Origin of the sequence: Nissabacter sp. SGAir0207 (assembly GCF_005491205.1) — a bacterium.
Classification (GTDB): Bacteria; Pseudomonadota; Gammaproteobacteria; order Enterobacterales; family Enterobacteriaceae; genus Chimaeribacter.
Genome location: NZ_CP028035.1, coordinates 1,603,006 through 1,623,857, shown reverse-complemented (window position 1 = coordinate 1,623,857; position 20,852 = coordinate 1,603,006). Strand labels below are relative to the sequence as shown.

Sequence of the window (20,852 nt, the reverse complement as noted above, 5' to 3'; positions counted from 1 at the left end):
ATCGAAATCGGGGGGCGCGGCAAATAATGGCTCACCTTTAAAAATGGGAAAGTTCCTGTTCCTGAAGCTCGTGCCTTTAGACGCGTCAACGCAAACCGCCAGGGAGTCCGTTTTGCAATTCAACACCATCACTCACATCCGTTTGCCGCATAGTGGAGTCACCGCATGAGTGCCGCTACCAGCGAGAACCGTGAAAACGGCATGACCGCGCTGTTAAATCGCCTGCGCGCCAACCCCAAGGTCCCGCTGCTGGTCGCCGCGGCCGCGGCAATCGCCATTGTTGTCGCCATGATGCTCTGGGCGCGCACCCCTGACTACCGGGTGCTGTTCAGCAACCTGAGCGACAAGGATGGCGGTGCCATCGTCACCCAACTTACGCAGATGAATGTGCCCTACCGCTTCGCCGACAACGGCGGCGCGCTGCTGATCCCGGCGGACAAAGTCTACGAGACCCGTCTGCGCCTCGCGCAAGCTGGCCTGCCGAAGGGCGGCGCAGTGGGCTTTGAGCTGCTCGACCAAGAGAAGTTCGGCATCAGCCAGTTCAGCGAGCAGATCAACTACCAGCGCGGCCTGGAGGGCGAGCTGGCGCGCACCATTGAGACGCTGGGGCCGGTGCAGAGCGCCCGCGTCCACCTTGCGATGCCCAAACCGTCGCTGTTCGTGCGCGAGCAGAAATCCCCTTCCGCCTCCGTCACCCTGGCGTTGCACGCCGGGCGCGCGCTGGATGAGGGCCAGATCAACGCCATCGTCTATATGGTCGCCAGTAGCGTCTCCGGCATGGCGCCGGGCGGCGTCACGGTGGTTGACCAGAATGGCAACTTGCTGACCCAGACCGGCAGCAGCGACCGCCTCCTCAACGCCACCCAGCTCAAATACACCACCGAGGTGGAGAGCCGCTTCCAGCGCCGGATCGAGAGCATCCTGGCACCGATGGTCGGGGCCAGCAACGTGCGCGCCCAGGTCACCGCCCAGATCGACTTCGCCGCGCGTGAGCAGACTGACGAGCAGTACCAGCCCAACGGCGACGGCGAGAAGGCCTCCGTGCGCTCCCGCCAGCTGAGCACCAACCAGCAGATCGGTGGCTCAGGCGTGGGCGGCGTGCCGGGCGCGCTCTCCAACCAGCCAGCACCGGCCCCCACCGCGCCGCTGGAGAACAGCACGGCGAAAAATGGCAAAGATGCCAAGGGTAACGCGATCCCGGCGGCCCGTACCGCCACCACTGCCCGCAGCAGCGGGCCGGAGAGCAGCCGCCGGGATGAGACCACCAACTACGAGCTGGATCGCACCATCCGCCACACCACCGAAAGCGCGGGCGGCGTGCAGCGCCTCTCCGTGGCGGTGGTGGTCAACTACGCCGCGGGTGCGGATGGCAAGCCCAAGGCGCTGAGCGAGGCGCAGATCAAGCAGATCAACGATCTGGTGCGTGAGGCGATGGGCTACTCCGCCGAGCGCGGCGACAGCCTGAACGTGGTCAACACGCCGTTCAATGACGCGCCGACCGGCCCGGCAGAGCTGCCGTTCTGGCAACAGCAGTCGTTCTTCGACCAGCTGATTAACGCCGGTCGCTACCTGCTGATCCTGATTGTGGCCTGGATCCTGTGGCGCAAGCTGGTACGTCCGCAACTGCGCAAACAGCAGCAGGCCCAGCAGGCTGCCCAAGCCGCCGCCGCTGCCCCGGCCGCACCGGCCGCCGATGCCACGGCCAAGCCAAGCATGGAAGAGTTGGCCCAGCGCAAGCGCTCACAGCAGCGCGTCACGGTGGAAGTGCAGACCCAGCGTATGCAGGAGCTGGCCGATAAAGAACCGCGCGTGGTCGCCCTGGTGATCCGCCAATGGATGAGTACCGAGCTATGAGTATGACCGGAACCGAAAAGAGCGCCATCCTGCTGATGACGCTGGGTGAAGACCGCGCGGCCGAGGTGTTCAAGCACCTCTCCTCGCGTGAGGTGCAGCAGCTGAGCGCCGCGATGGCCAACATGCACCACATCTCCACCAAGCAACTGGCGGAGGTGCTGGCGGAGTTCGAGGTGAACGCCGAGCAGTACGCTGCCCTGAGCATCAACACCAATGACTACCTGCGCTCGGTGCTGGTCAAGGCACTGGGCGAGGAGCGCGCCTCCAGCCTGCTCGAGGATATCCTTGAGACGCGTGAGACCACCACCGGCATGGAGACGCTCAACTATATGGAGCCGCTGATGGCGGCCGACCTGATTCGCGACGAGCATCCGCAGATCATCGCCACCATCATGGTGCACCTGAAGCGTGGCCAGGCGGCCGACATTCTGGCGCAGTTCGACGAGCGCCTGCGCAACGACGTGATGATGCGTATCGCCACCTTTGGCGGCGTGCAGCCAGCGGCGTTGGCGGAGCTGACCGAGGTGCTGAACAACCTGCTGGATGGCCAGAACCTCAAGCGCAGCAAGATGGGCGGGGTGCGCACCGCAGCCGAGATCATCAACCTGATGAAGACCCAGCAAGAAGAGGCGGTCATGGACGCGCTGCGCGAATACGACGGCGAGCTGGCACAGAAGATCATCGACGAGATGTTCCTGTTCGAGAATCTGGTCGAGGTCGACGACCGCAGCATCCAGCGCCTGTTGCAGGAGGTGGACAACGAGTCCCTGCTGGTGGCGCTGAAGGGCGCGGAGCAGCCGCTGCGCGACAAGTTCCTCAACAACATGTCCCAGCGTGCGGCCGACATCCTGCGCGACGATCTGGCCAACCGTGGCCCGATGCGCATGTCGCAGGTCGAGGCCGAGCAGAAGGCGATCCTGTTGATTGTCCGCCGTCTGGCGGAGACCGGCGAAATGATGATTGGCGGTGGCGAGGATACCTATGTCTGATGCACTCAACCGGCTGCCGTGGCAGCCGTGGCAACTCAACGATCTCTCCCCTGCCCCGGCGCGCCCGGCGGCGAGCGTGCCAGCGGCCTACGAGGTGCCCAACGAGGGCCACGACGAGCAACGGCGGCTGGCCGAACTGGCCGCCCAGCGCCAGCAGGCCCAGCAGGAGGGGCACCAGCTCGGCTTCCAGCAGGGCAAGCAGCAGGGCTATGACGCCGGTTTCCAGGCCGGTTATCAGGCCGGGCAGCAGCAGGGGCTGGAGGCGGCGCAGCGCCAGCAGCAGCCCATCACCGCGCAGTGGCAGGGGCTGGTGTCAGAGTTCCAGCAGACCCTCGACGCGCTGGACAGCGTGATCGCCTCGCGCCTGATGCAGCTGGCGCTGACCGCTGCCCGGCAGATTATCGGCCACACGCCGCAGTGCGACGGCGCGGTGCTGCTCGAGCAGATCCAGCAGCTGATCCAGCAAGAGCCAATGTTCAGCGGCAAGCCGCAACTGCGGGTCAACCCGCAGGATGTCGAGCGCGTTGAGCAGCAGCTTGGCGCCACCCTCAGCCAGCACGGCTGGCGGCTGGTGGCGGACGCCCAAATCCACCGCGGCGGCTGCAAAGTCTCGGCGGAGGATGGCGATCTGGACGCCTCGCTGGCGACCCGCTGGCAAGAGCTGTGCCGTCTGGCCGCACCGGGGGCGTTATGACCGCGCGTCTGGGCCGCTTGCTGAACGCGCTGGAGGGGGCCGAGCAGCGCATCGCCCGTACCCCGCCGCTGCGCCGCTATGGCCGGCTGGTGCGCGCCACCGGGCTGGTGCTGGAGGCAACCGGCCTGCAACTGCCGCTCGGGGCCACCTGCCTGATTGAGCGGCGCGATGCCAACCAGCAGGTGCAGGAGGTGGAGAGCGAGGTGGTCGGCTTCCAGGGTTCACGCCTGTTTTTGATGCCGCTGGAGGAGGTGGAGGGCATCCTGCCCGGCGCGCGCGTCTATGCGCGCCCCGCCGCCGATGGCCAGAGCACTGGCAAGCAGCTGCCGCTCGGCCCCCAGCTGCTTGGCCGGGTGCTGGATGGCGGCGCCCGCCCGCTGGATGGCCTGCCGCCGCCGGAGACCGCCACCCGCGCGCCGCTGACCTCCGCCCCGTTCAACCCGTTGCAGCGCACGCCGATTGAGCAGGTGCTGGACACCGGCGTGCGCGCCATTAACTCGCTGCTGACCGTTGGCCGTGGCCAGCGCATGGGGCTGTTCGCTGGCTCCGGCGTCGGCAAGAGCGTGCTGCTCGGCATGATGGCGCGCTACACCCAGGCGGACGTGATTGTGGTCGGGCTGATTGGCGAGCGCGGCCGCGAGGTGAAGGACTTTATCGAAAATATCCTTGGCGAGGAGGGGCGCGCCCGCTCGGTGGTGATCGCCGCACCCGCTGACGTCTCGCCGCTGCTGCGGATGCAGGGGGCGGCCTACGCCACGCGCATCGCCGAGGATTTCCGTGACCGCGGCCAGCATGTGCTGCTGATCATGGACTCCCTGACCCGCTACGCGATGGCGCAGCGCGAGATTGCGCTGGCAATCGGCGAGCCGCCAGCCACCAAAGGCTACCCGCCGTCGGTGTTCGCCAAGCTGCCGGCACTGGTGGAGCGCGCCGGTAACGGCATCAGCGGCGGCGGCTCAATCACCGCCTTCTACACGGTACTGACCGAGGGCGATGACCAGCAAGACCCGATCGCCGACTCGGCGCGCGCCATTCTGGATGGGCACGTGGTGCTGTCACGCCGGTTGGCGGAGGCGGGCCACTACCCGGCCATCGACATCGAAGCCTCCATCAGCCGCGCCATGACCTCGCTGATCGATGAGACCCACTACCGCCGGGTGCGCCAGTTCAAGCAGCTGCTGGCCAGCTACCAGCGCAACCGCGACCTGATCAGCGTCGGTGCCTATGCGCCGGGCAGCGATCCCATGCTCGATCTGGCGATCCGCCTCTACCCGCAGATGGAGGCGCTGCTCCAGCAGGGCATCCATGAGCAGAGCGACTTCACCGCCGCCTGTGAGCAGCTGACCACCCTGTTGCCGGGCTGACCGGCAACCCCTTTACCTGCGTGAGGTCACGATGAATAGCCCCTCCCCGCTGGGCACCCTGTGCAATCTGGCCCAAAAAGCGCTGGATCAGGCGGCGGCGCAGCTCGGCCAGGTGCGCCAGTCGCACCAGAGCGCCGAACAGCAGCTCACCATGCTGCTCGGTTACCAGGATGAGTATCGCCAGAAGCTGAACCACACCCTCGGCGGCGGCATTGACGCCCTGAGTTGGCAGAACTACCAGCAGTTCATCCAGACGCTGGACAAGGCGATTGAGCAGCACCGCCAGCAGCTGACGCTGTGGAGCCAACGGCTGGAGCAGGCGTTGCGCCACTGGCAGGAGAAGCAGCAGCGGCTGAACGCCTTCCAGACCCTCGCTGACCGCGCGCTCACCCAGCAGCGGATGCAGGAGGGGCGGCTGGACCAAAAACGCATGGATGAATTCGCCCAACGAAGCGCACACAGGAAACGAGAGACATGAACCTTAATGTGTTGACCCTGGCCCCCGCCACGGACGCCACTGCCCTGCCAGCCGCCGCTGGCGGTTCGGCCCAAGAGGGCGCCACCGATTTTGCCGACCAGCTGGATGCGCGGCTCGGCCGCCCGGCCGCCGCCGACACCTTGGCCGCGTTAAGCGTGGCCGACCCGGCGACGCCCCCCGCCACCGAGGCCGCCCCACTGCTGCTGGACGCCACGGCCGCCGAGACGGCAGCGCTGGCGACAGAGGCCAGCGCCCTGCCCGTCGGCCTCCAGAGTGCCGCCGCGCCCGCCGCCGCCCGCCAGAGCTTGCCAGTGAAGGGTGAGGAGGTCGATGTGGTGAGCCAGCTGGCCGCCGCCCTTGGCAAGCTGACGCCAGCCACCGCCACCGCCAGCCGCGACGTGCCGCGTGAGGGCGCGCGCAGTGACAAGCAGGAGGCCACGCAGGATGACCAGCAGGCGATTGCGTCGCTGTTCGCCATGCTCGGCCTGCCGCAGCCGGTGATCAGCACGCCGGAGAGCGCCACGGCGAAAGCCACCCCGGCCACCGACGCCCTCACCGTGGCGTTGCCCACGGCCCGCGCCGATCGCGCCCCGCTCTCAGTGAGCAATGATCGTAGCCACCTGTCGGCCACGCCAACTGACACCGCCCTGCCAGCGGCCGCCCCGGCGGCGTCACAGAGTCTGGAGAGCGCGGCGCTGGCACTCGCCTCCTCCGCCACGCCAGACGCCACTGACGCCCAGCGCGGAAGTGACGTGGCTGCCCCGGCCATGCCCGACCCTACAGTACTGGCCGCCCCCGCCACCGCCACGCCGCTGGCCGCCAGCAGCAGCGCGCCACCGGCCGCCGCCAGTGCCGCCCTTGGCGGCCAGCTGGCCAGCCCGGAGTGGCAGCAGGCGCTCGGCCAGCAGGTGTTGCTGTTCAGCCGTCAGGGCCACCAGAGCGCGGAACTGCGGCTGCACCCGGAAGATCTGGGCGCGTTGCAGATCAGCCTGCGGATTGATAACGATCAGGCGCAGCTGCACTTCGCCTCCGCGCACCAGCAGGTGCGGGCGGCGGTGGAAGCGGCCATGCCGCACCTGCGCACCGCACTGGCGGAGAGCGGCATCAACCTCGGCCAGAGCAGCGTTGGCGGTGACGCCAGCGGCTGGCAACAGGCGCAGCAGCAGGGCAGCCAGGGCGGCACCAGCCAGCGCGACACGTGGCGCACGCCAGCCCCCACCGCCGAACCGCTGGCGGTGCCGGCCTCGCTGGCGGCCCGTCTCGACAACCGCAATGGGGTGGATATTTTCGCCTGACGCGCGCCTGCCGGCTTGCCACAAACGGACGAGGTAAGCCGGTTTTACCTCCCTATTCAGCCTATTGTCCGGGGCGAGAAACGCGATAATCATCGCCATATCCTGTCCGGCCCGCCTGCGCGCCGGACCCAAACGTCACAGGAATTGACCTATCCATGTCTGAACAAGCCATCACCGCCAAAGGTAAAGGTAAACGCTTTCCCTGGATGATCATCGTCATCGTGGTCGCCCTTGCTGCCTGTGCGGCTGCGGGCTACAGCTGGTGGATGCTGCACAAGCAACCTGCCCAGGGCGAGGTGAAGAAACCCCAGCCGCCGGCCGCGCCGGTGTTTATGCCGCTGGATACCTTTACCGTCAACCTGCAAACCCCGAACAATGACCCGGATCGCGTGCTCTATATCGGCCTGACGCTGCGCGTGCCGGATGAGGCGACCCGCACCCAGTTCAGCAGCTACCTGCCGGAAGTACGCAGCCGCCTGCTGATGCTGCTCTCGCGCCAGACGCCAGACCAGCTCGCCAATGAAGAGGGCAAGCGCCAGCTGATCGCCCAGATTAAAGAGACGCTGCGCCCGACGCTGGTGCCTGGCCAGCCGGACCAGAAGGTGACGGACGTGCTGTTCACCGCCTTTATTTTACGGTGACCGGCGATGGGCGATAGCATCCTTTCACAGGCCGAGATCGACGCCCTCCTGAACGGTGACAGCAGCAGCAGCGATGAGCCTGCCGCCGTCACCGGCAACGAGAGCGACGTCCGCCCCTATGACCCAACCACCCAGCGTCGCGTGGTGCGTGAGCGCCTGCAAGCGCTGGAGATCATCAACGAACGCTTCGCGCGCCACTTCCGCATGGGGCTGTTCAACCTGCTGCGCCGCAGCCCGGACATCACGGTCGGCGGGATCAAGATCCAGCCCTACCATGAGTTCGCCCGCAACCTGCCGGTGCCGACCAACCTGAATCTGGTGCACCTGAAGCCGCTGCGCGGCACCGCGCTGTTCGTGTTTGAGCCGAGTCTGGTGTTCATTGCCGTTGACAACCTGTTCGGCGGCGATGGCCGCTTCCCCACCAAGGTGGAGGGGCGCGAGTTCACCCACACCGAGCAGCGGGTGATCAAGCGGATGCTGCGGCTGGCGCTGGAAGCCTACGGTGACGCCTGGAGCGCCATCTTCAAGATTGACGTGGAGTATGTGCGCGCCGAGATGCAGGTGAAGTTCACCAACATCACCACCTCGCCGAATGACATCGTGGTCACCACGCCGTTCCACGTCGAGATTGGCGCGCTGAGTGGGGATTTCAACATCTGTATCCCGTTCGCCATGATTGAGCCGCTGCGTGAATTGCTGACCAACCCGCCGCTGGAGAACTCCAGCCGTGAGGACAACCACTGGCGCGAGACGCTGGTGAATCAGGTGCAGCACTCCGAGCTGGAGCTGGTGGCGAATTTCGCCGAGATCCCGCTGCGGCTCTCCCAGATTTTGAAACTGCAACCCGGTGACGTCCTGCCGATTGAGAAACCAGATCGCCTGATTGCCCATGTGGACGGCGTGCCGGTGCTCACCAGCCAGTTCGGCACCCTGAAAGGCCAGTACGCGCTGCGCGTGGAACACCTGATAAACCCTATTTTGAATTCGCTGAATGAGGAACAGCCCAATGAGTGACGCCAACCAGCCGTCTGACGCAACCGCATCCGTGGACGATTTGTGGGCTGATGCGTTCAACGAACAGCAGCAGGCCGCCGCCGAACCGACCCCGACCGTCACCACCGAGGGGGTGTTCAACTCCCTCGAGCCGAGTGATGTGCTGGGCAACCTGCAAGATATCGACATGATCCTCGATATCCCGGTCAAGCTGACCGTGGAGCTGGGCCGCACCAAGATGACCATCAAGGAGCTGCTGCGCCTGTCGCAAGGCTCCGTGGTGGCGCTGGATGGCCTGGCCGGGGAGCCGCTGGATATCCTGATCAACGGCTACCTGATTGCCCAGGGCGAAGTGGTGGTGGTGGCCGACAAGTTCGGCGTGCGCATCACCGACATCATCACCCCTTCTGAGCGCATGCGCCGCCTGAGCCGCTGATGAGCCACCCGACCTCCCCCTACGCCGCACCGGCCGCCGCCCCACAGGCAGCGGCCGTTGTCCCGGCAGCGCCCGCCCTTACCCCCGCCTCGTCGATTGGCCAGGTGGGGTTTGCGCTCGGTGGCATTTTGCTGCTGATCCTGCTGGGCGGCTGGCTGGTCAAGCGCCTCGGCTTTGCGCCGCAGCGTCGCAACAGCGCGCTGCTGAAGGTGACCGCCAGTTGCCCGGTCGGGCAGCGCGAGCGGGTGGTGGTGGTCGAGGTGGAGAACACCTGGCTGGTGCTCGGCGTGACCGCGCAGCAGATCACCACGCTGCACACCCTGAGCGCCCCGCCCCCGGCGGAGGAGGCCGCGCCCGCCCCGGTCCCTTTCCGCCAGCTTTTGAACACTGTGCTTCACCGCCCGGACACTCGGCATGACTGACACCCGTTTCCCGCGCGCCCTGCGCCTCTCCCTTCGCTGGCTGCCAGCCCTGCTGCTGCTCGCCGCGCCTGCGGCTTTCGCCCAGTTGCCGGGGCTGGTCAGCCAGCCGCTGGCCAACGGCGGCCAGAGCTGGTCACTGCCGGTGCAGACGCTGGTGTTTATCACCAGCCTGACGCTGCTGCCAGCCGCGCTGCTGATGATGACCGGCTTTACCCGCATCATCATCGTGCTTGGCCTGCTGCGCAACGCCCTCGGCACCCCCTCCGCACCACCGAATCAGGTGATGCTGGGGCTGGCGCTGTTTTTGACCTTTTTCGTGATGTCACCGGTGTTCGACAAGATCTACACCGATGCTTACCAGCCTTTTAGCCAGGACAAGATCAGCCTGGAGCAGGCGATGGATCGCGGCGCACAGCCGCTGCGCGCCTTTATGCTGCGCCAGACGCGCGAGGCCGATCTGGCGCTCTATGCGCGGCTCGCCAACCTGCCACCGCTGGCGGGGCCGGAGGCGGTGCCGATGCGCATCCTGCTGCCAGCTTACGTCACCAGCGAGTTGAAGACCGCCTTCCAGATTGGCTTTACGGTGTTCATCCCGTTTTTGATTATCGATCTGGTGGTCGCCAGCGTGCTGATGGCGCTGGGGATGATGATGGTGCCGCCCGCCACCATCTCCCTGCCCTTCAAGCTGATGCTGTTCGTGCTGGTGGATGGCTGGCAACTGCTGCTGGGATCGCTGGCCCAGAGTTTCGTATCCTGACGGAGGCGGCATGACCCCTGAATCGATTATGGCGATGGGCAGTGAGGCGATGAAGGTCGCGCTGCTGCTGGCCGCCCCGCTGCTGCTGGTGTCGCTGGTGACTGGTCTGGTGGTGAGCCTGTTGCAGGCCGCCACCCAGATCAACGAGATGACCCTCTCCTTCATCCCGAAAATCCTGGCGGTGGTCGCCACGCTGGTGATCGCCGGCCCCTGGATGCTCAACTTGCTGCTGGACTATATGCGTACCCTGTTCACCAGCCTGCCGACGCTGATTGGCTGATGCTGGTCTTCGACACCACCCAGCTGGCCCACTGGCTGGGCCTCTACTTCTGGCCGCTGCTGCGCATTCTGGCGCTGTTGAGCAGCGCCCCGCTGTTTGGCGAGAAGCAGATCCCCAAACGCGCCCGGCTCGGGTTGGGGCTGCTGATCACTGTGCTGATCGCCCCCGGTCTGCCGCCCGCGGAGATGCCGATTTTCACTGCTGGCGCGCTCTGGCTGGGCATCCAGCAGATCCTGATTGGCACGGCGCTCGGCCTGACCATGCAACTGGCGTTCGCCGCAGTGCGAATGGCTGGCGAGCTGGTGGGGTTGCAGATGGGGATCTCGTTCGCCACCTTCTTCGATCCCTCCGGCGGCCCCAACACCCCGGTGCTGGCGCGCCTGATGAACCTGCTGGCGGTGCTGCTGTTCCTGAACTTTGACGGCCACCTGTGGCTGATTTCACTGCTGGCCGACAGTTTCCACACCCTACCGATGCGTGACGCGCCGATGCAGGGCAACGGCTTTATGGCGCTGGCGCAGGCTGGCGGGCTTATTTTTAGCAGCGGCATGATGCTGGCGCTGCCGATCATCGCCCTGCTGCTGACGCTGAACATGGCGCTCGGCCTGCTCAACCGCGTGACGCCACAGCTGTCGGTATTTGTAGTGGGCTTCCCGCTGACCATGACGCTGGGGATGCTGGCGCTGGGGATGATGATGCCACTGATGGCCCCCTTCTGCGAGCGCCTGTTCGGCGAGATGTTCGACCGGCTGGCGGTGATCATCGGCGGCATGGTGGGCTAACGGCGGGCTTAGGGCCAGATTTTGTGGCCCCAGTGCACCTTGCCCCGCCGTTCATCCTGTTCAATCTCGTTGAGTCCCTCCTGCATTAATGTCAGGCACTCCCGTCCCTGCTCGCCGCTCTGTTTCAGCGCTTCCATCGCTGTTGCATAGTAGCGGTACGCGGACTCGCGGGTGTAATCCATCACCAGCCCAACACAGAGATAGTCCCAGCGATAGAGATCTATCCCTGAACCATCCAGAGTTTTGCTGATATCCGGTAAAATATTGAGAGTGTCTACGGGATTGTGGATCAGCGCATTGCCTAAGGCGTTCATTATCTCATGCCGCTGCTCTGTGCTGAGTTGGGCCGCAAATTGCGGAATAGTGCGGAGCCATTCCGGTTCCCCGCGTGAAATTCCTGAGACAAGCAGTCGCCAATTTTGATTTTTGACAGACTCTCTGTTATTTATCTGCGATTGCGCATTGATTTCCTTTATTAATCCATGCGGCATCTCCTCTGACCAGGAAAGGAAAGAGATTAACCCTAGCACAAGGAGTATTTTCATCTCACCACCCTCAGCATTCTATCCCCTGAATTGAACATCCTCTCCCTCGTCAATCTGCCCAGAATAATACACCCCTCCGACGCCCAGCCTGATGGCGCCCTTATGCGTGTGACCAGTGCCCGATAAAGGTAAGTGCTGGAACAATCTATTTCTTTGTTGAAAATAATGGGTAAGTATTCACATATCCCTGTAATGCTTCCTGAATGCTCCGTTACAGGTAATGAGACAGCATGGTGAAATGTATTGAGTTCAACACTCTCTTCCCGCCCCTGTACCTTCACGGAGCCTTGGATCGCGTTGCCAGCTTCATCCTTAAGCCATAGATAGATAGGTATTGCCACGGCACCCCCTGATTGACCACATAAAAAACATGGTCTTTATACGCCCTCTTCATGGCAAATGCATGGAGAGGGATCGCAATTTCCGGGGCGCTGCTTTTAGCAGACAAGCAGATTTTGGCCCCGAGGGGCCGGGGTTCAGGAGGCGGGTTGGCGCACCAGCAGCACCAGCACTTCGTAGTGGGCGGTGTGGGGGAACATGTCGAATAGCTGCACTTTTTCGCAGCGATAGTCAGGCAGGCGCGCCAGATCGCGTGCCATGCTCTCGGCGTTGCAGCTGGAGTAGAGGATGGCTGGCGGTGCCATGCGGCTGAGGTAGTCACACAGCTCGGCACCGATGCCGCGGCGCGGTGGGTTGACCAGCACCAGATCCGGCGTCTGCGCTTCGCCGGTGGCAAAGCGGGTGGAGTCGAGCGCCTGAAAGTCAACCTGTGGCAGCCCCAACTCCTGTGCCGAACGGCGCGCGCAGGCGATCGCCTCGGCGCTGATCTCAATCCCGGTTAGCGCCATCTCCGGCGTGGCGCAGTGCAGCCCAAAGCCACCGACGCCGCAAAACAGATCCCACATCCCCTTCACCGACAGTTCGGCTACCCAGCGGCGCGCGGTGGCGTAGAGCGCCGCCGCCACCTGTGGGTTGGTCTGGAAGAAGCTGCGCGGCCGTAGGTAGAGCGGCACCTGATTGAACTGCTCCGCCAACGCCTCCTGCGGCGTCAGCATAATCTCCGTCTCGCCCTCCAGAATGGCCATGTGCACCGGCTGGAGGTTAACGGAGATCACCCGCAACTGCGGCAGTTGCTGTTGCAGCCACGGCAGCGCGGCGCGCAGTTGCGTCAGCTTGGCCTCCGAGCGCAGCACAAAGCGCAGCATCAGGCCGCCATCCAGCGTGCTCTCGGTGAGCAGGATAAACTTCAACTCGCCACGCTTGCGCGCCACGTTATAGGGCGTAAGGCCAGCGCGGGCGATAAAGTGCTTCAGCACGGCGAACACCGGCGCAAAAGAGTCCGGGTAGAGCGGGCAGTCGCTGAGGTCAACCGGGGTGCCGTCACGGTGCAGCATCCCGAGCAGCGGCCGCTCGACGCTGCCGCTCACCACCATCTTGGCTTTGTTGCGGAAGGCCTGCTGCGGCCCGGCGACCGGCGGCAGCCACTGCCCTACCGGCCGATCGGCCAGCAGATGTTGCAGGTGCTGCTGTTTATCATCCAGCTGTTGGGCGTAAGGGCGTTCCAGCCACTGGCAGGAGCGGCAGGTGCCGGCGTCATACTGTGCGCAATGCATAAAATACCTGGTTGGCTGCGGGGTACGGCAAAATAAGGGGCGCAAATTGTACTGTATGCGCCCGGCCATTGCCAGCCGGCGTCAGCGGCGGCGGGTGAAGAAACGGCGGCTGGAGGGAGGGAGGAAGAGTAGCAGCAGCACCAGCGCGTCGGGCAGCTTCTGCATCATCAGCTGGTTGGCCGCCGCCACCGGGTCGGCGTTCTCAATGCGGAAGATTTTCGGCCCGAACCACTCGCAGGAGGCCAGCACCATATAGAGCACCACCACCAGCTGGCAGCCGAGGTAGAGCCAGCGCCCCCAGTTGCGCGCCCGCATCACCGCGTAGGCGCAGTGCGCCTCCAGCAGGATGATCAGCAGGCTGCACAACAGCAACAGGGTGTTGATCCAGTTCTCGGTACTGGCGCGGACGAAATCCCCGACGCCGGCCAGCCCCAGCTCATCAAACAGCAGCAGAAAGCCCAGCAACCGGGTGGCGATGATCGCGGTTGCACCTACCATAACGGGAACGGGAATGAATGCCAGCCGGCTCATGACTGTTAACTGCCTCCTGCCTGTCACATCACTGTGAAAAAAGACGCCGCCAGGTCGGCGGCGTCGGCAATAAAAGCGTAACAGCTTTAGGATAAATCAGCTACGTGCAGCCCGCTGCAAATCGCGCACCCGCTGCTTTTCTGCCCGCGCCATAAACCACCAGGCGAACAGGCCGATAATCCCCACTACCAGCAGGATCAGTGATGCCAGCGCGTTGATCTCTGGGTTGACACCAAGGCGCACGCTGGAGAAGACCAGCATCGGCAGCGTGGTGGCACCCGGCCCGGAGACGAAGCTGGCGATCACCAGATCGTCCAGCGACAGGGTGAAGGCCAGCAGCCAGCCGGAAACAATCGCCGGGGCAATCATTGGCACGGTGATGACGAAGAACACCTTCAGCGGCGCGGCGCCCAGATCCATCGCCGCCTCCTCGATGGAGCGATCCAGCTCGCGCAGGCGGGAGCCAATCACCACCGCAACGTAGGCGGTACAGAAGGTGACGTGTGCCAGGAAGATGGTAAACATCCCCCGCTCCTGCGGCCAGCCAATGGCGTGGCCCAGCGCCACGAACAGCAGCAGCAGCGACAGGCCGGTGATCACGTCTGGCATCACCAGCGGCGCGGTGAGCATAAAGGCGAAGCCGGTCGAGCCACGGAAGCGGCCAAAGCGCACCATCACCACCGCCGCCAGCGTGCCGAGGATCACCGCCGCCGTCGCCGCGCAGGCGGCGATGCTCAGGCTGAGGCCCACGGCATTGATCATCGCCGTATCGTGGAACAGCTGACCATACCAGCGCACCGACCAGCCGGCCCACACCGTCACCAGCTTGGAGCTGTTGAAGGAGTAGATCACCAGCATCAGCATCGGCGCATAGAGGAAGGTGAAAGCCAGCACCAGAATCACGATGCGCCACGGGGAGCGCACTACCGGTAAACTGCTCATTCGGCCTCCAGGCTACGGTTTTGATGTTTATGGAACCAGAGGATCGGCACAATCAGCAGCAGCAGCATCACAATCGCCACCGACGAGGCCACCGGCCAGTCGCGGTTATTGAAGAACTCCTGCCACAGCACGCGGCCAATCATGATGCTGTCCGGGCCGCCAAGCAGCTCCGGGATCACGTACTCGCCCACCGCCGGGATAAACACCAGCATCGAGCCAGCGATGATGCCGCCCTTGGTCAGCGGCACAATCACCTGGAAGAAGGTCTTCAGCGGTCGCGCGCCGAGATCCATCGACGCCTCCACCAGCGAGTAGTCGAGCCGGGTCAGCGCGGTGTAGATCGGCAGCACCATAAACGGCAGGTAGGAGTAGACCACGCCGATATAGACCGCCAGATTGGTGTGCAGGATCACCAGCGGCTGGTCGATGACGCCAGCCCACATCAGCACATTGTTCAGCACGCCGTTGTTCTTCAAAATCCCCATCCAGGCGTAGACGCGGATCAAGAATGACGTCCACGACGGCAAAATCACCAGCAACAGCAATATGTTGCGTGACGAGGGCTTGCTGTGGGCAATCGCCCAAGCCAGCGGGTAGCCGATCGCCAGACAGCAGAGGGTCGAAACCGCCGCAACGCGCAACGACTGGAGGTAGGCGTCGAAATAGAGCGGGTCTTCGGTCAACGACAGGTAGTTGCTGAAGTTGAGCGCGATGCTGAGCACGCCATCGGCCCAGCTGGTCAGCTCGGTGTAGGGGGGAATGGCGCGCGCCATCTCGGCCAGACTGATCTTGAACACGATCAGGAACGGCAGCATAAACAGCAACAGCAGCCAGATCAGCGGCAGCGCAATCACCAGCTTGCGGCCGTGGGCGCGGCGCAGGCGGGTAAACCAGCCCGGCTGCGGGCTGGCCGCCGCCGGCTGTTCGGATAACAGGGACATGGCTCCTCCTGATCAGGCCGTCAGTACGACACAGCTGTCTGCTTCCCAGCAGAGGCTGATCTCATCGCCCCAGGTGGGCATGCCTTTGCGGTAGCGATGGTCGTTTTGCAGTTGGGCGGTGATAATCTGGCCGCTGTGGAGCCGCACGTGGTAGATGGAGAGGTCGCCCAGATAGGCGATGTTGACCACCTCCCCCACAGCGAAGTTGCAGCCGTTGGCTGGCACCTCGTGGCACAGGGCGATCTTCTCCGGGCGCAGCGCGATGCTGACCGGCACGTTGTCCATCACCGTGGCGTCCGCGTCCACCAGCAGCGGGTGGCGCAGGCCGGGGCTGGCGATCACCAGCGCGTCGTTGCGCCGCTCCTGCAACACACCCTCAAACACGTTGACCGAGCCGATAAACTCGGCGCTGAAACGGGTGTTCGGGTGCTCGTAGATCTCCTCCGGCTCACCAATCTGCACGAACTTGCCGCGGTTCATGATGGCAATGCGGCCAGCCATGGTCATCGCCTCCTCCTGGTCGTGGGTCACCATCACGCAGGTGACGCCGACGCGCTCCAGGATGTCCACCACCTCCAGCTGCATCCGGTCGCGCAACTTCTTGTCGAGCGCGCCCATTGGCTCATCGAGCAGCAGCAGCTTCGGGCGTTTCGCCAGACTGCGCGCCAACGCGACACGCTGGCGCTGGCCGCCAGAGAGCTGGTGCGGCTTGCGGCGGGCATACTCGTCCATGTGTACCAGCGACAGCATCTCCGCCACCCGTGCCTTGATCTCGGCGGCTGGCAGTTTGTCCTGTTTCAGGCCAAAGGCGATGTTCTGCTCCACCGTCATGTGCGGGAAGAGCGCGTAGGACTGGAACATCATGTTGATCGGCCGCTTGTAGGGCGGCACGTGTGACATATCCTGCCCATCCAGCATGATCTGCCCGTGGCTCGGCGACTCAAAGCCAGCCAGCATCCGCAGCAGGGTCGACTTGCCGCAGCCAGACGCGCCCAGCAGGGCAAAGATCTCGCCCTTATAGATGGTCAGGCTGACGTCATCCACGGCATGTTGGCCGTCGAAGGATTTGGTCAGGTTACGGATCTCCAGCAGTGGAGTGACTACTTTTTGGGACTTGGGCTGTGGGCGGGGAATCGCGTCATTCACTCAATGTGCTCTCCGGCAAAAGCGGGTCAACGCTGCATGACACCATGCAACACTATCAATAATAGTAACAGGCGGGGGAAACCGCCTGTTTTGTCAGGGTTTGGAGGCAATGCCAGCCCGAGGGGAGCTGGCAGCCCGCCCCGCGCGGGGGCGTGGCGTCAGTGGCGGCTTATTTGCCGCTCTTTACCTTGGTCCAGGCGCGGGTGCGCACACGGTCAATTTTCGGCTCCTGCACCTTCAGCGTGAACAGCTTGGCGCGCACGTCAGCCGGCGGGTAGATGCCGGGGTTGTTGCGCACCTCCTCGTTCACCAGCGGGGTGGCCGCCTGATTGCCGTTGGCGTAGTAGACGGTGTTACTGATCTTGGCGATCACATCCGGCTTCATCAGGTAGTTGAGGAACTGGTAGGCCTCATCGGTGTTCTTGGCGTCCGCTGGCATCGCGAAGACATCAAAGAAGGCCAGCGCCCCCTCTTTCGGGATGCTGTAGGCAATGTTGACGCCATTTTTCGCCTCTTTGGCGCGGTTGGCCGCCTGCATTACGTCGCCCGCCCAGCCAACTGCCACGCAGATGTCGCCATTCGCCAGGTCATTGATATATTGCGACGAGTGGAAGTAGCGGATGCTCGGGCGCAGCTGGAGCAGCAGGTCGGTGGCCGCGGTGCTGTAGTCCGAGGCGTTGCTGCTGTTCGGGTCTTTGCCCAGATAGTTCAGCACGGTGGCGAAGATCTCCTCCGGCGCATCCAGGAAGGAGACGCCGCAGCCCTTAAGCTTCGCCAGATTCTCCGGCTTCAGTACCAGATCCCAGCTATTGACCGGCGCGTCCGCGCCCAGCGCAGCCTTCACCTTGTCAACGTTATAGCCAATGCCGGTGGTGGCCCACAGGTAAGGGATGGCGTATTTGTTGTCCGGGTCATGCTTGGCGACCAGCTTCATCAGCTCCGGGTCGAGGTTTTTGTAGTTCGGCAGCTTACTCTTGTCGAGCGGCTGGAACACCCCGGCGCCCAGCTGGCGCTCCAGGAAGCTGGCGGAGGGCACCACCAGATCAAAGCCGGTGCTACCAGCCATCAACTTGCCCTCGAGCACCTCATTGGAGTCGAAGACGTCATACACCACCTTGATGCCGGTCTCTTTCTGGAAATTGGCTAGGGTATCGGGCGCGATATAGTCCGACCAGTTATACACATGCAGCGTTTTCTCTTCCGCTGACGCCGTAACGGACGCTGCCATCAACAGGCCGGCCACGACACCCGACAACCACTTTTTACGCGGGGTGAACATCCGTAACTACCTCCAAAACAGGGTGAATCATAGAATTGAACTTGTATCTCAAAAGGATACAAAACCTTTCCTGACTTAGCGCCATGACGGCCGCGGCCGCTGCATAGCCATGCAACGCGCCGGGCGTGCCCATTACCGGATTAACCGCTTGGTTTTTCAGGGGTATCGCAGGCCCTACACAGAACATGAAGCATAACCGCAGTTGCCGCGTCACACCATAGTCCAGCGTAAAAAACGCCTTTTATCGATTTTTTATGCACTCATTGTCTACGTAATAGACCAGATGGGCAAAAAGTGGCAAGCAATATCTGGCCATAAGGCCAAAGTGACAGAATAAAACGGCGAAAAACGGTGGGAAGGGAAGATTTGCCGCCGGGAAGCGGCAAAAGGGATCAGTGCAACAGGTGCAGGCTCTCTTGCGGCGGCATCGGGTCTTCTTCATCGCCCAAGAACAGCAGGTCATTGGCTCGCGCCTCCAGGATGATCATGGAGAGCTGCTCCTCGCCCTGCTGCATAAAGCTGGCGAACTGCTCGAGGGTGATACCGGCGGCCACCCCCACTGACTGGCAGACAATCAGCTTCGGCAGGTTGTCATCCTGAATATCAATGAAGGCCTTGGCCGACAGCGAGCTGGCGTTGATCTGGCTCAGGTCGGCAAACAGCGGGATCAGCGCGGTCGGCTTCACTTCGGCCAGCGCCGAATACAAAATCACGTTATCCACCAGGTCAATCTTGGCATCAAAAATGCCTTCAAAATTCTGCATATGCGGCAGATGGAGAGCCTGACAGGAATCACACTCAAAGAATGATATCCCCAGCTGATCCAGCCAGCGGCGCAGCAGCGCCAAGTCGGGGATGGCGAGTGAATCCATAGTTAGTCTGCCTCACGGGTTACGGAGATGGGAAAAGGGGCATAGCTTACGGAATATTGCCGCGCAACGCCATGCACAATCACCGGCTTAGCGACGGGTTTCAGATTTAACCGCCGGTTTTCAGCCGGTGGCCGCGCCGCATACGCCGGTCGATATAGTCTATCATCATTCCGGCCAGATCGAGACCGGTGGCGGCCTCGGTGCCCTCCAGCCCCGGCGAGGCGTTGACCTCCATCACCAGCGGGCCACGGGCGGCGCGCAAGATGTCCACGCCAGCCACCTCCAGCCCCAGCGCGGCGGTGGCCTTCAGGGCGATGGCCCGCTCCTGCTCGCTGATCTCCACCGGGTGCGCGCTGCCGCCCCGGTGCAGGTTGGAGCGAAAGTCACCGGGACGCGCCCGGCGCTCCACCGCCGCCGCCACCTTACGGCCAATCACCAGACAGCGCACATCGCACCCGTTGGCCTCGCGGATATACTCCTGCACCAGAATGTGGGCGTTGAGGCCACGGAAGGCGTCAATCACGCTCTCCGCCGCCTGCTGGGTCTCTGCCAGCACCACGCCGATGCCCTGCGTGCCCTCCACCAATTTAACCACCAGCGGCGCGCCGCCGACTAACGCGATCAAGTCATGGGTATCGTCCGGTGAATGGGCAAAACCGGTAACCGGCAGATCGATGCCAGCGCGCGCCAGAAGTTGCAGTGAGCGCAGTTTGTCACGCGCGCGGGTGATGGCGACCGACTCATTGAGTGGAAAGCTGCCGAGCATCTCAAACTGGCGCAGCACCGCGGTGCCGTAGAAGGTGATGGAGGGGCTGATGCGCGGGATCACCGCCTGAAAGGGGGCCAATTGCCGCCCCCGATAGTGGATGGTCGGCGCCGCCGGGTTGATGCCCATGTAGCAGGAGAGCGGGTCGATAACCTCCACCTCATGCCCACGCTGCTCTGCCGCCTCACGCAGCCGCCGACTGGAGTAGAGCGTCTCATCACGTGACAAAATGGCGAGTTTCACGGCATTCTCTCCCTCTCTTGCCACCGGGCGGTGGCATAAGCAGCAATAGGCCAGATAAATCAGAGTAACAGGTAATTCCTGCTTTTGTTTCCGGCTTTCGCCCGGCATAGTAGCGGCAACAACAAAAGTTAATGCGCCAGGTAACGTTTTTTGTGCAACGCCACTCTGTTTCATTTTCGGCGTGCATGGCCCGGCACATTTTGATGGTTTATTCTCAAGTCCTTTACAGGCACGTTAACTAAGGAGTTTCCATGTTTGCAGTGATTTTTGGGCGTCCGGGCTGTCCGTACTGTGTCCGTGCTAAAGAGCTGGCTGAAAAACTGACCGAAGAACGTGATGATTTCAACTTCCGCTACGTGGACATCCACGCGGAAGGCATTACCAAGGCAGACCTGGAAAAGACCGTCGGCAAACCGGTTGAAACGGTGCCGCAGATCTTCCTGGATCAGAAACACATCGGCGGTTGCACTGATTTCGAAGCATACGCAAAAGAGCACCTGGCCCTGTTCCAGTAATCTTTTGGTGTGACAAAAAAGGCGCTCATGGAGCGCCTTTTTTTATGTCCGCCGTCTGGTGGCGCGCAGGGTTCTGACAAAGTGCTGCGCCAGTAGAAACAGCAGCGCCCCCAGCACGCACCAGAAGATGGCGCTGGCAGCGTAGGCCAGCTCCTGTGGCAGGGTGCGCACCCGCACGAAGAACAGCACGCGAATCAGGTAGCAGAAAGGCAGCGCCAGCAGCCCGCCATAGAGAGCGGCGGTCAGGCAGCGGTGATCGATGAGCCAGGCGGTGATGAAACCGGGAATGGCGAACAGCAGCAGGCCATACTCCGGGCCGGGCGCGAGGTGACGCACGCTGACCGTCTCGGTCTTCAGTGCGACAAACACGGCCAAAAACAGTGCGCCGCAGAGGAGTGAACCGAATCTCGACTGGATATACGCCATCTTGCTTCCTTTATAGAGGGGAAAACGCCCACCGGGCCATGCTGGCCG

Annotated in this window: 25 protein-coding genes; 14 read left to right on the top strand and 11 right to left on the bottom strand. The window is 63.3% G+C overall.

Going from position 1 to position 20,852, the window contains the following annotated elements:
- Positions 1–165 precede the first annotated feature (165 nt).
- The 13 genes from fliF (at position 166) to fliR (ending at position 10,985) form a co-directional block, all read left to right on the top strand.
- Positions 166–1,854 carry a flagellar basal-body MS-ring/collar protein FliF gene (fliF, locus tag C1N62_RS06940; RefSeq protein WP_137762939.1) on the top strand — a complete coding sequence of 563 codons (1,689 nt, stop codon included), beginning with the start codon at positions 166–168 and terminating at the stop codon, positions 1,852–1,854.
- On the top strand, positions 1,851–2,843 hold the full coding sequence (gene fliG, locus C1N62_RS06935; protein WP_137762938.1) for a flagellar motor switch protein FliG: 993 nt from the start codon (positions 1,851–1,853) through the stop codon (positions 2,841–2,843). The genes fliF and fliG overlap by 4 nt, the downstream gene beginning before the upstream one ends.
- The gene (gene fliH / locus C1N62_RS06930) at positions 2,836–3,537 is read left to right on the top strand and encodes a flagellar assembly protein FliH (RefSeq protein WP_137762937.1); all 702 of its coding nucleotides are present in this window, start codon (positions 2,836–2,838) and stop codon (positions 3,535–3,537) included. The genes fliG and fliH overlap by 8 nt, the downstream gene beginning before the upstream one ends.
- Complete coding sequence (gene fliI, locus C1N62_RS06925; protein ID WP_137762936.1) at positions 3,534–4,901, top strand: flagellar protein export ATPase FliI; 1,368 nt, start codon at positions 3,534–3,536, stop codon at positions 4,899–4,901. The genes fliH and fliI overlap by 4 nt, the downstream gene beginning before the upstream one ends.
- A 31-nt stretch (positions 4,902–4,932) precedes the next feature.
- A complete protein-coding gene (gene fliJ, locus C1N62_RS06920) occupies positions 4,933–5,379 on the top strand; it encodes a flagellar export protein FliJ (protein ID WP_137762935.1) in 447 nt (148 codons plus the stop codon).
- Positions 5,376–6,674 (top strand): flagellar hook-length control protein FliK, encoded by a 1,299-nt coding sequence (locus C1N62_RS23325; protein WP_240775746.1) that lies wholly within the window; start codon positions 5,376–5,378, stop codon positions 6,672–6,674. The genes fliJ and C1N62_RS23325 overlap by 4 nt, the downstream gene beginning before the upstream one ends.
- 155 nt (positions 6,675–6,829) lie before the next feature.
- A complete protein-coding gene (fliL, locus tag C1N62_RS06910; protein WP_137762934.1) occupies positions 6,830–7,315 on the top strand; it encodes a flagellar basal body-associated protein FliL in 486 nt (161 codons plus the stop codon).
- A gap of 6 nt (positions 7,316–7,321) precedes the next feature.
- On the top strand, positions 7,322–8,329 hold the full coding sequence (gene fliM / locus C1N62_RS06905; RefSeq protein WP_137762933.1) for a flagellar motor switch protein FliM: 1,008 nt from the start codon (positions 7,322–7,324) through the stop codon (positions 8,327–8,329).
- Positions 8,322–8,744: a flagellar motor switch protein FliN gene (gene fliN / locus C1N62_RS06900; protein ID WP_137762932.1), complete on the top strand. Its 423-nt coding sequence runs from the start codon at positions 8,322–8,324 to the stop codon at positions 8,742–8,744. Before fliM ends, fliN begins: the two co-directional genes overlap by 8 nt.
- Entirely contained in the window at positions 8,744–9,166 is a 423-nt protein-coding gene (gene fliO, locus C1N62_RS06895; protein ID WP_137762931.1) for a flagellar biosynthetic protein FliO, read from the top strand. The genes fliN and fliO overlap by 1 nt, the downstream gene beginning before the upstream one ends.
- A complete protein-coding gene (gene fliP / locus C1N62_RS06890; RefSeq protein WP_137762930.1) occupies positions 9,159–9,923 on the top strand; it encodes a flagellar type III secretion system pore protein FliP in 765 nt (254 codons plus the stop codon). The genes fliO and fliP overlap by 8 nt, the downstream gene beginning before the upstream one ends.
- 10 nt (positions 9,924–9,933) lie before the next feature.
- Positions 9,934–10,203: a flagellar biosynthesis protein FliQ gene (gene fliQ, locus C1N62_RS06885; RefSeq protein ID WP_137762929.1), complete on the top strand. Its 270-nt coding sequence runs from the start codon at positions 9,934–9,936 to the stop codon at positions 10,201–10,203.
- Positions 10,203–10,985 carry a flagellar biosynthetic protein FliR gene (gene fliR / locus C1N62_RS06880; RefSeq protein WP_137762928.1) on the top strand — a complete coding sequence of 261 codons (783 nt, stop codon included), beginning with the start codon at positions 10,203–10,205 and terminating at the stop codon, positions 10,983–10,985. The genes fliQ and fliR overlap by 1 nt, the downstream gene beginning before the upstream one ends.
- An 8-nt stretch (positions 10,986–10,993) precedes the next feature.
- Here fliR and C1N62_RS06875 read toward each other — a convergent pair whose 3' ends face one another.
- The 10 genes from C1N62_RS06875 to rimK all read right to left on the bottom strand — a co-directional run bounded on the left by C1N62_RS06875 (position 10,994) and on the right by rimK (position 19,863).
- Complete coding sequence (locus C1N62_RS06875; RefSeq protein WP_137762927.1) at positions 10,994–11,530, bottom strand: hypothetical protein; 537 nt, start codon at positions 11,528–11,530, stop codon at positions 10,994–10,996.
- On the bottom strand, positions 11,527–11,811 hold the full coding sequence (locus C1N62_RS23585; RefSeq protein ID WP_370465596.1) for a type VI secretion system tube protein Hcp: 285 nt from the start codon (positions 11,809–11,811) through the stop codon (positions 11,527–11,529). Before C1N62_RS23585 ends, C1N62_RS06875 begins: the two co-directional genes overlap by 4 nt.
- Positions 11,812–12,006: 195 nt before the next feature.
- Positions 12,007–13,143 carry a 23S rRNA (uracil(747)-C(5))-methyltransferase RlmC gene (rlmC, locus tag C1N62_RS06865; protein WP_137762925.1) on the bottom strand — a complete coding sequence of 379 codons (1,137 nt, stop codon included), beginning with the start codon at positions 13,141–13,143 and terminating at the stop codon, positions 12,007–12,009.
- A gap of 81 nt (positions 13,144–13,224) precedes the next feature.
- Positions 13,225–13,674 (bottom strand): YbjO family protein, encoded by a 450-nt coding sequence (locus tag C1N62_RS06860; RefSeq protein WP_137762924.1) that lies wholly within the window; start codon positions 13,672–13,674, stop codon positions 13,225–13,227.
- Between the two features lie 96 nt (positions 13,675–13,770).
- Positions 13,771–14,616, bottom strand: a complete 846-nt coding sequence (potI, locus tag C1N62_RS06855; protein ID WP_137762923.1) for a putrescine ABC transporter permease PotI — start codon at positions 14,614–14,616, stop codon at positions 13,771–13,773.
- On the bottom strand, positions 14,613–15,557 hold the full coding sequence (potH, locus tag C1N62_RS06850) for a putrescine ABC transporter permease PotH (protein WP_137762922.1): 945 nt from the start codon (positions 15,555–15,557) through the stop codon (positions 14,613–14,615). The genes potI and potH overlap by 4 nt, the downstream gene beginning before the upstream one ends.
- A gap of 12 nt (positions 15,558–15,569) precedes the next feature.
- Complete coding sequence (potG, locus tag C1N62_RS06845; RefSeq protein WP_137762921.1) at positions 15,570–16,703, bottom strand: putrescine ABC transporter ATP-binding subunit PotG; 1,134 nt, start codon at positions 16,701–16,703, stop codon at positions 15,570–15,572.
- Positions 16,704–16,872: 169 nt separating this feature from the next.
- The gene (gene potF, locus C1N62_RS06840; RefSeq protein WP_137762920.1) at positions 16,873–17,982 is read right to left on the bottom strand and encodes a spermidine/putrescine ABC transporter substrate-binding protein PotF; all 1,110 of its coding nucleotides are present in this window, start codon (positions 17,980–17,982) and stop codon (positions 16,873–16,875) included.
- 392 nt (positions 17,983–18,374) lie between these two features.
- Entirely contained in the window at positions 18,375–18,854 is a 480-nt protein-coding gene (locus C1N62_RS06835; protein WP_137762919.1) for a YbjN domain-containing protein, read from the bottom strand.
- A 106-nt stretch (positions 18,855–18,960) separates the two neighbouring features.
- A complete protein-coding gene (gene rimK / locus C1N62_RS06830) occupies positions 18,961–19,863 on the bottom strand; it encodes a 30S ribosomal protein S6--L-glutamate ligase (RefSeq protein ID WP_137762918.1) in 903 nt (300 codons plus the stop codon).
- A 251-nt stretch (positions 19,864–20,114) separates the two neighbouring features.
- On the opposite strand from rimK, the gene C1N62_RS06825 reads away from it, so the two are divergent.
- Positions 20,115–20,378: a GrxA family glutaredoxin gene (locus tag C1N62_RS06825; RefSeq protein WP_101826325.1), complete on the top strand. Its 264-nt coding sequence runs from the start codon at positions 20,115–20,117 to the stop codon at positions 20,376–20,378.
- 42 nt (positions 20,379–20,420) lie between these two features.
- Here C1N62_RS06825 and ybjM read toward each other — a convergent pair whose 3' ends face one another.
- Positions 20,421–20,804: an inner membrane protein YbjM gene (gene ybjM, locus C1N62_RS06820; RefSeq protein ID WP_137762917.1), complete on the bottom strand. Its 384-nt coding sequence runs from the start codon at positions 20,802–20,804 to the stop codon at positions 20,421–20,423.
- Between the last annotated feature and the right edge of the window lie 48 nt (positions 20,805–20,852).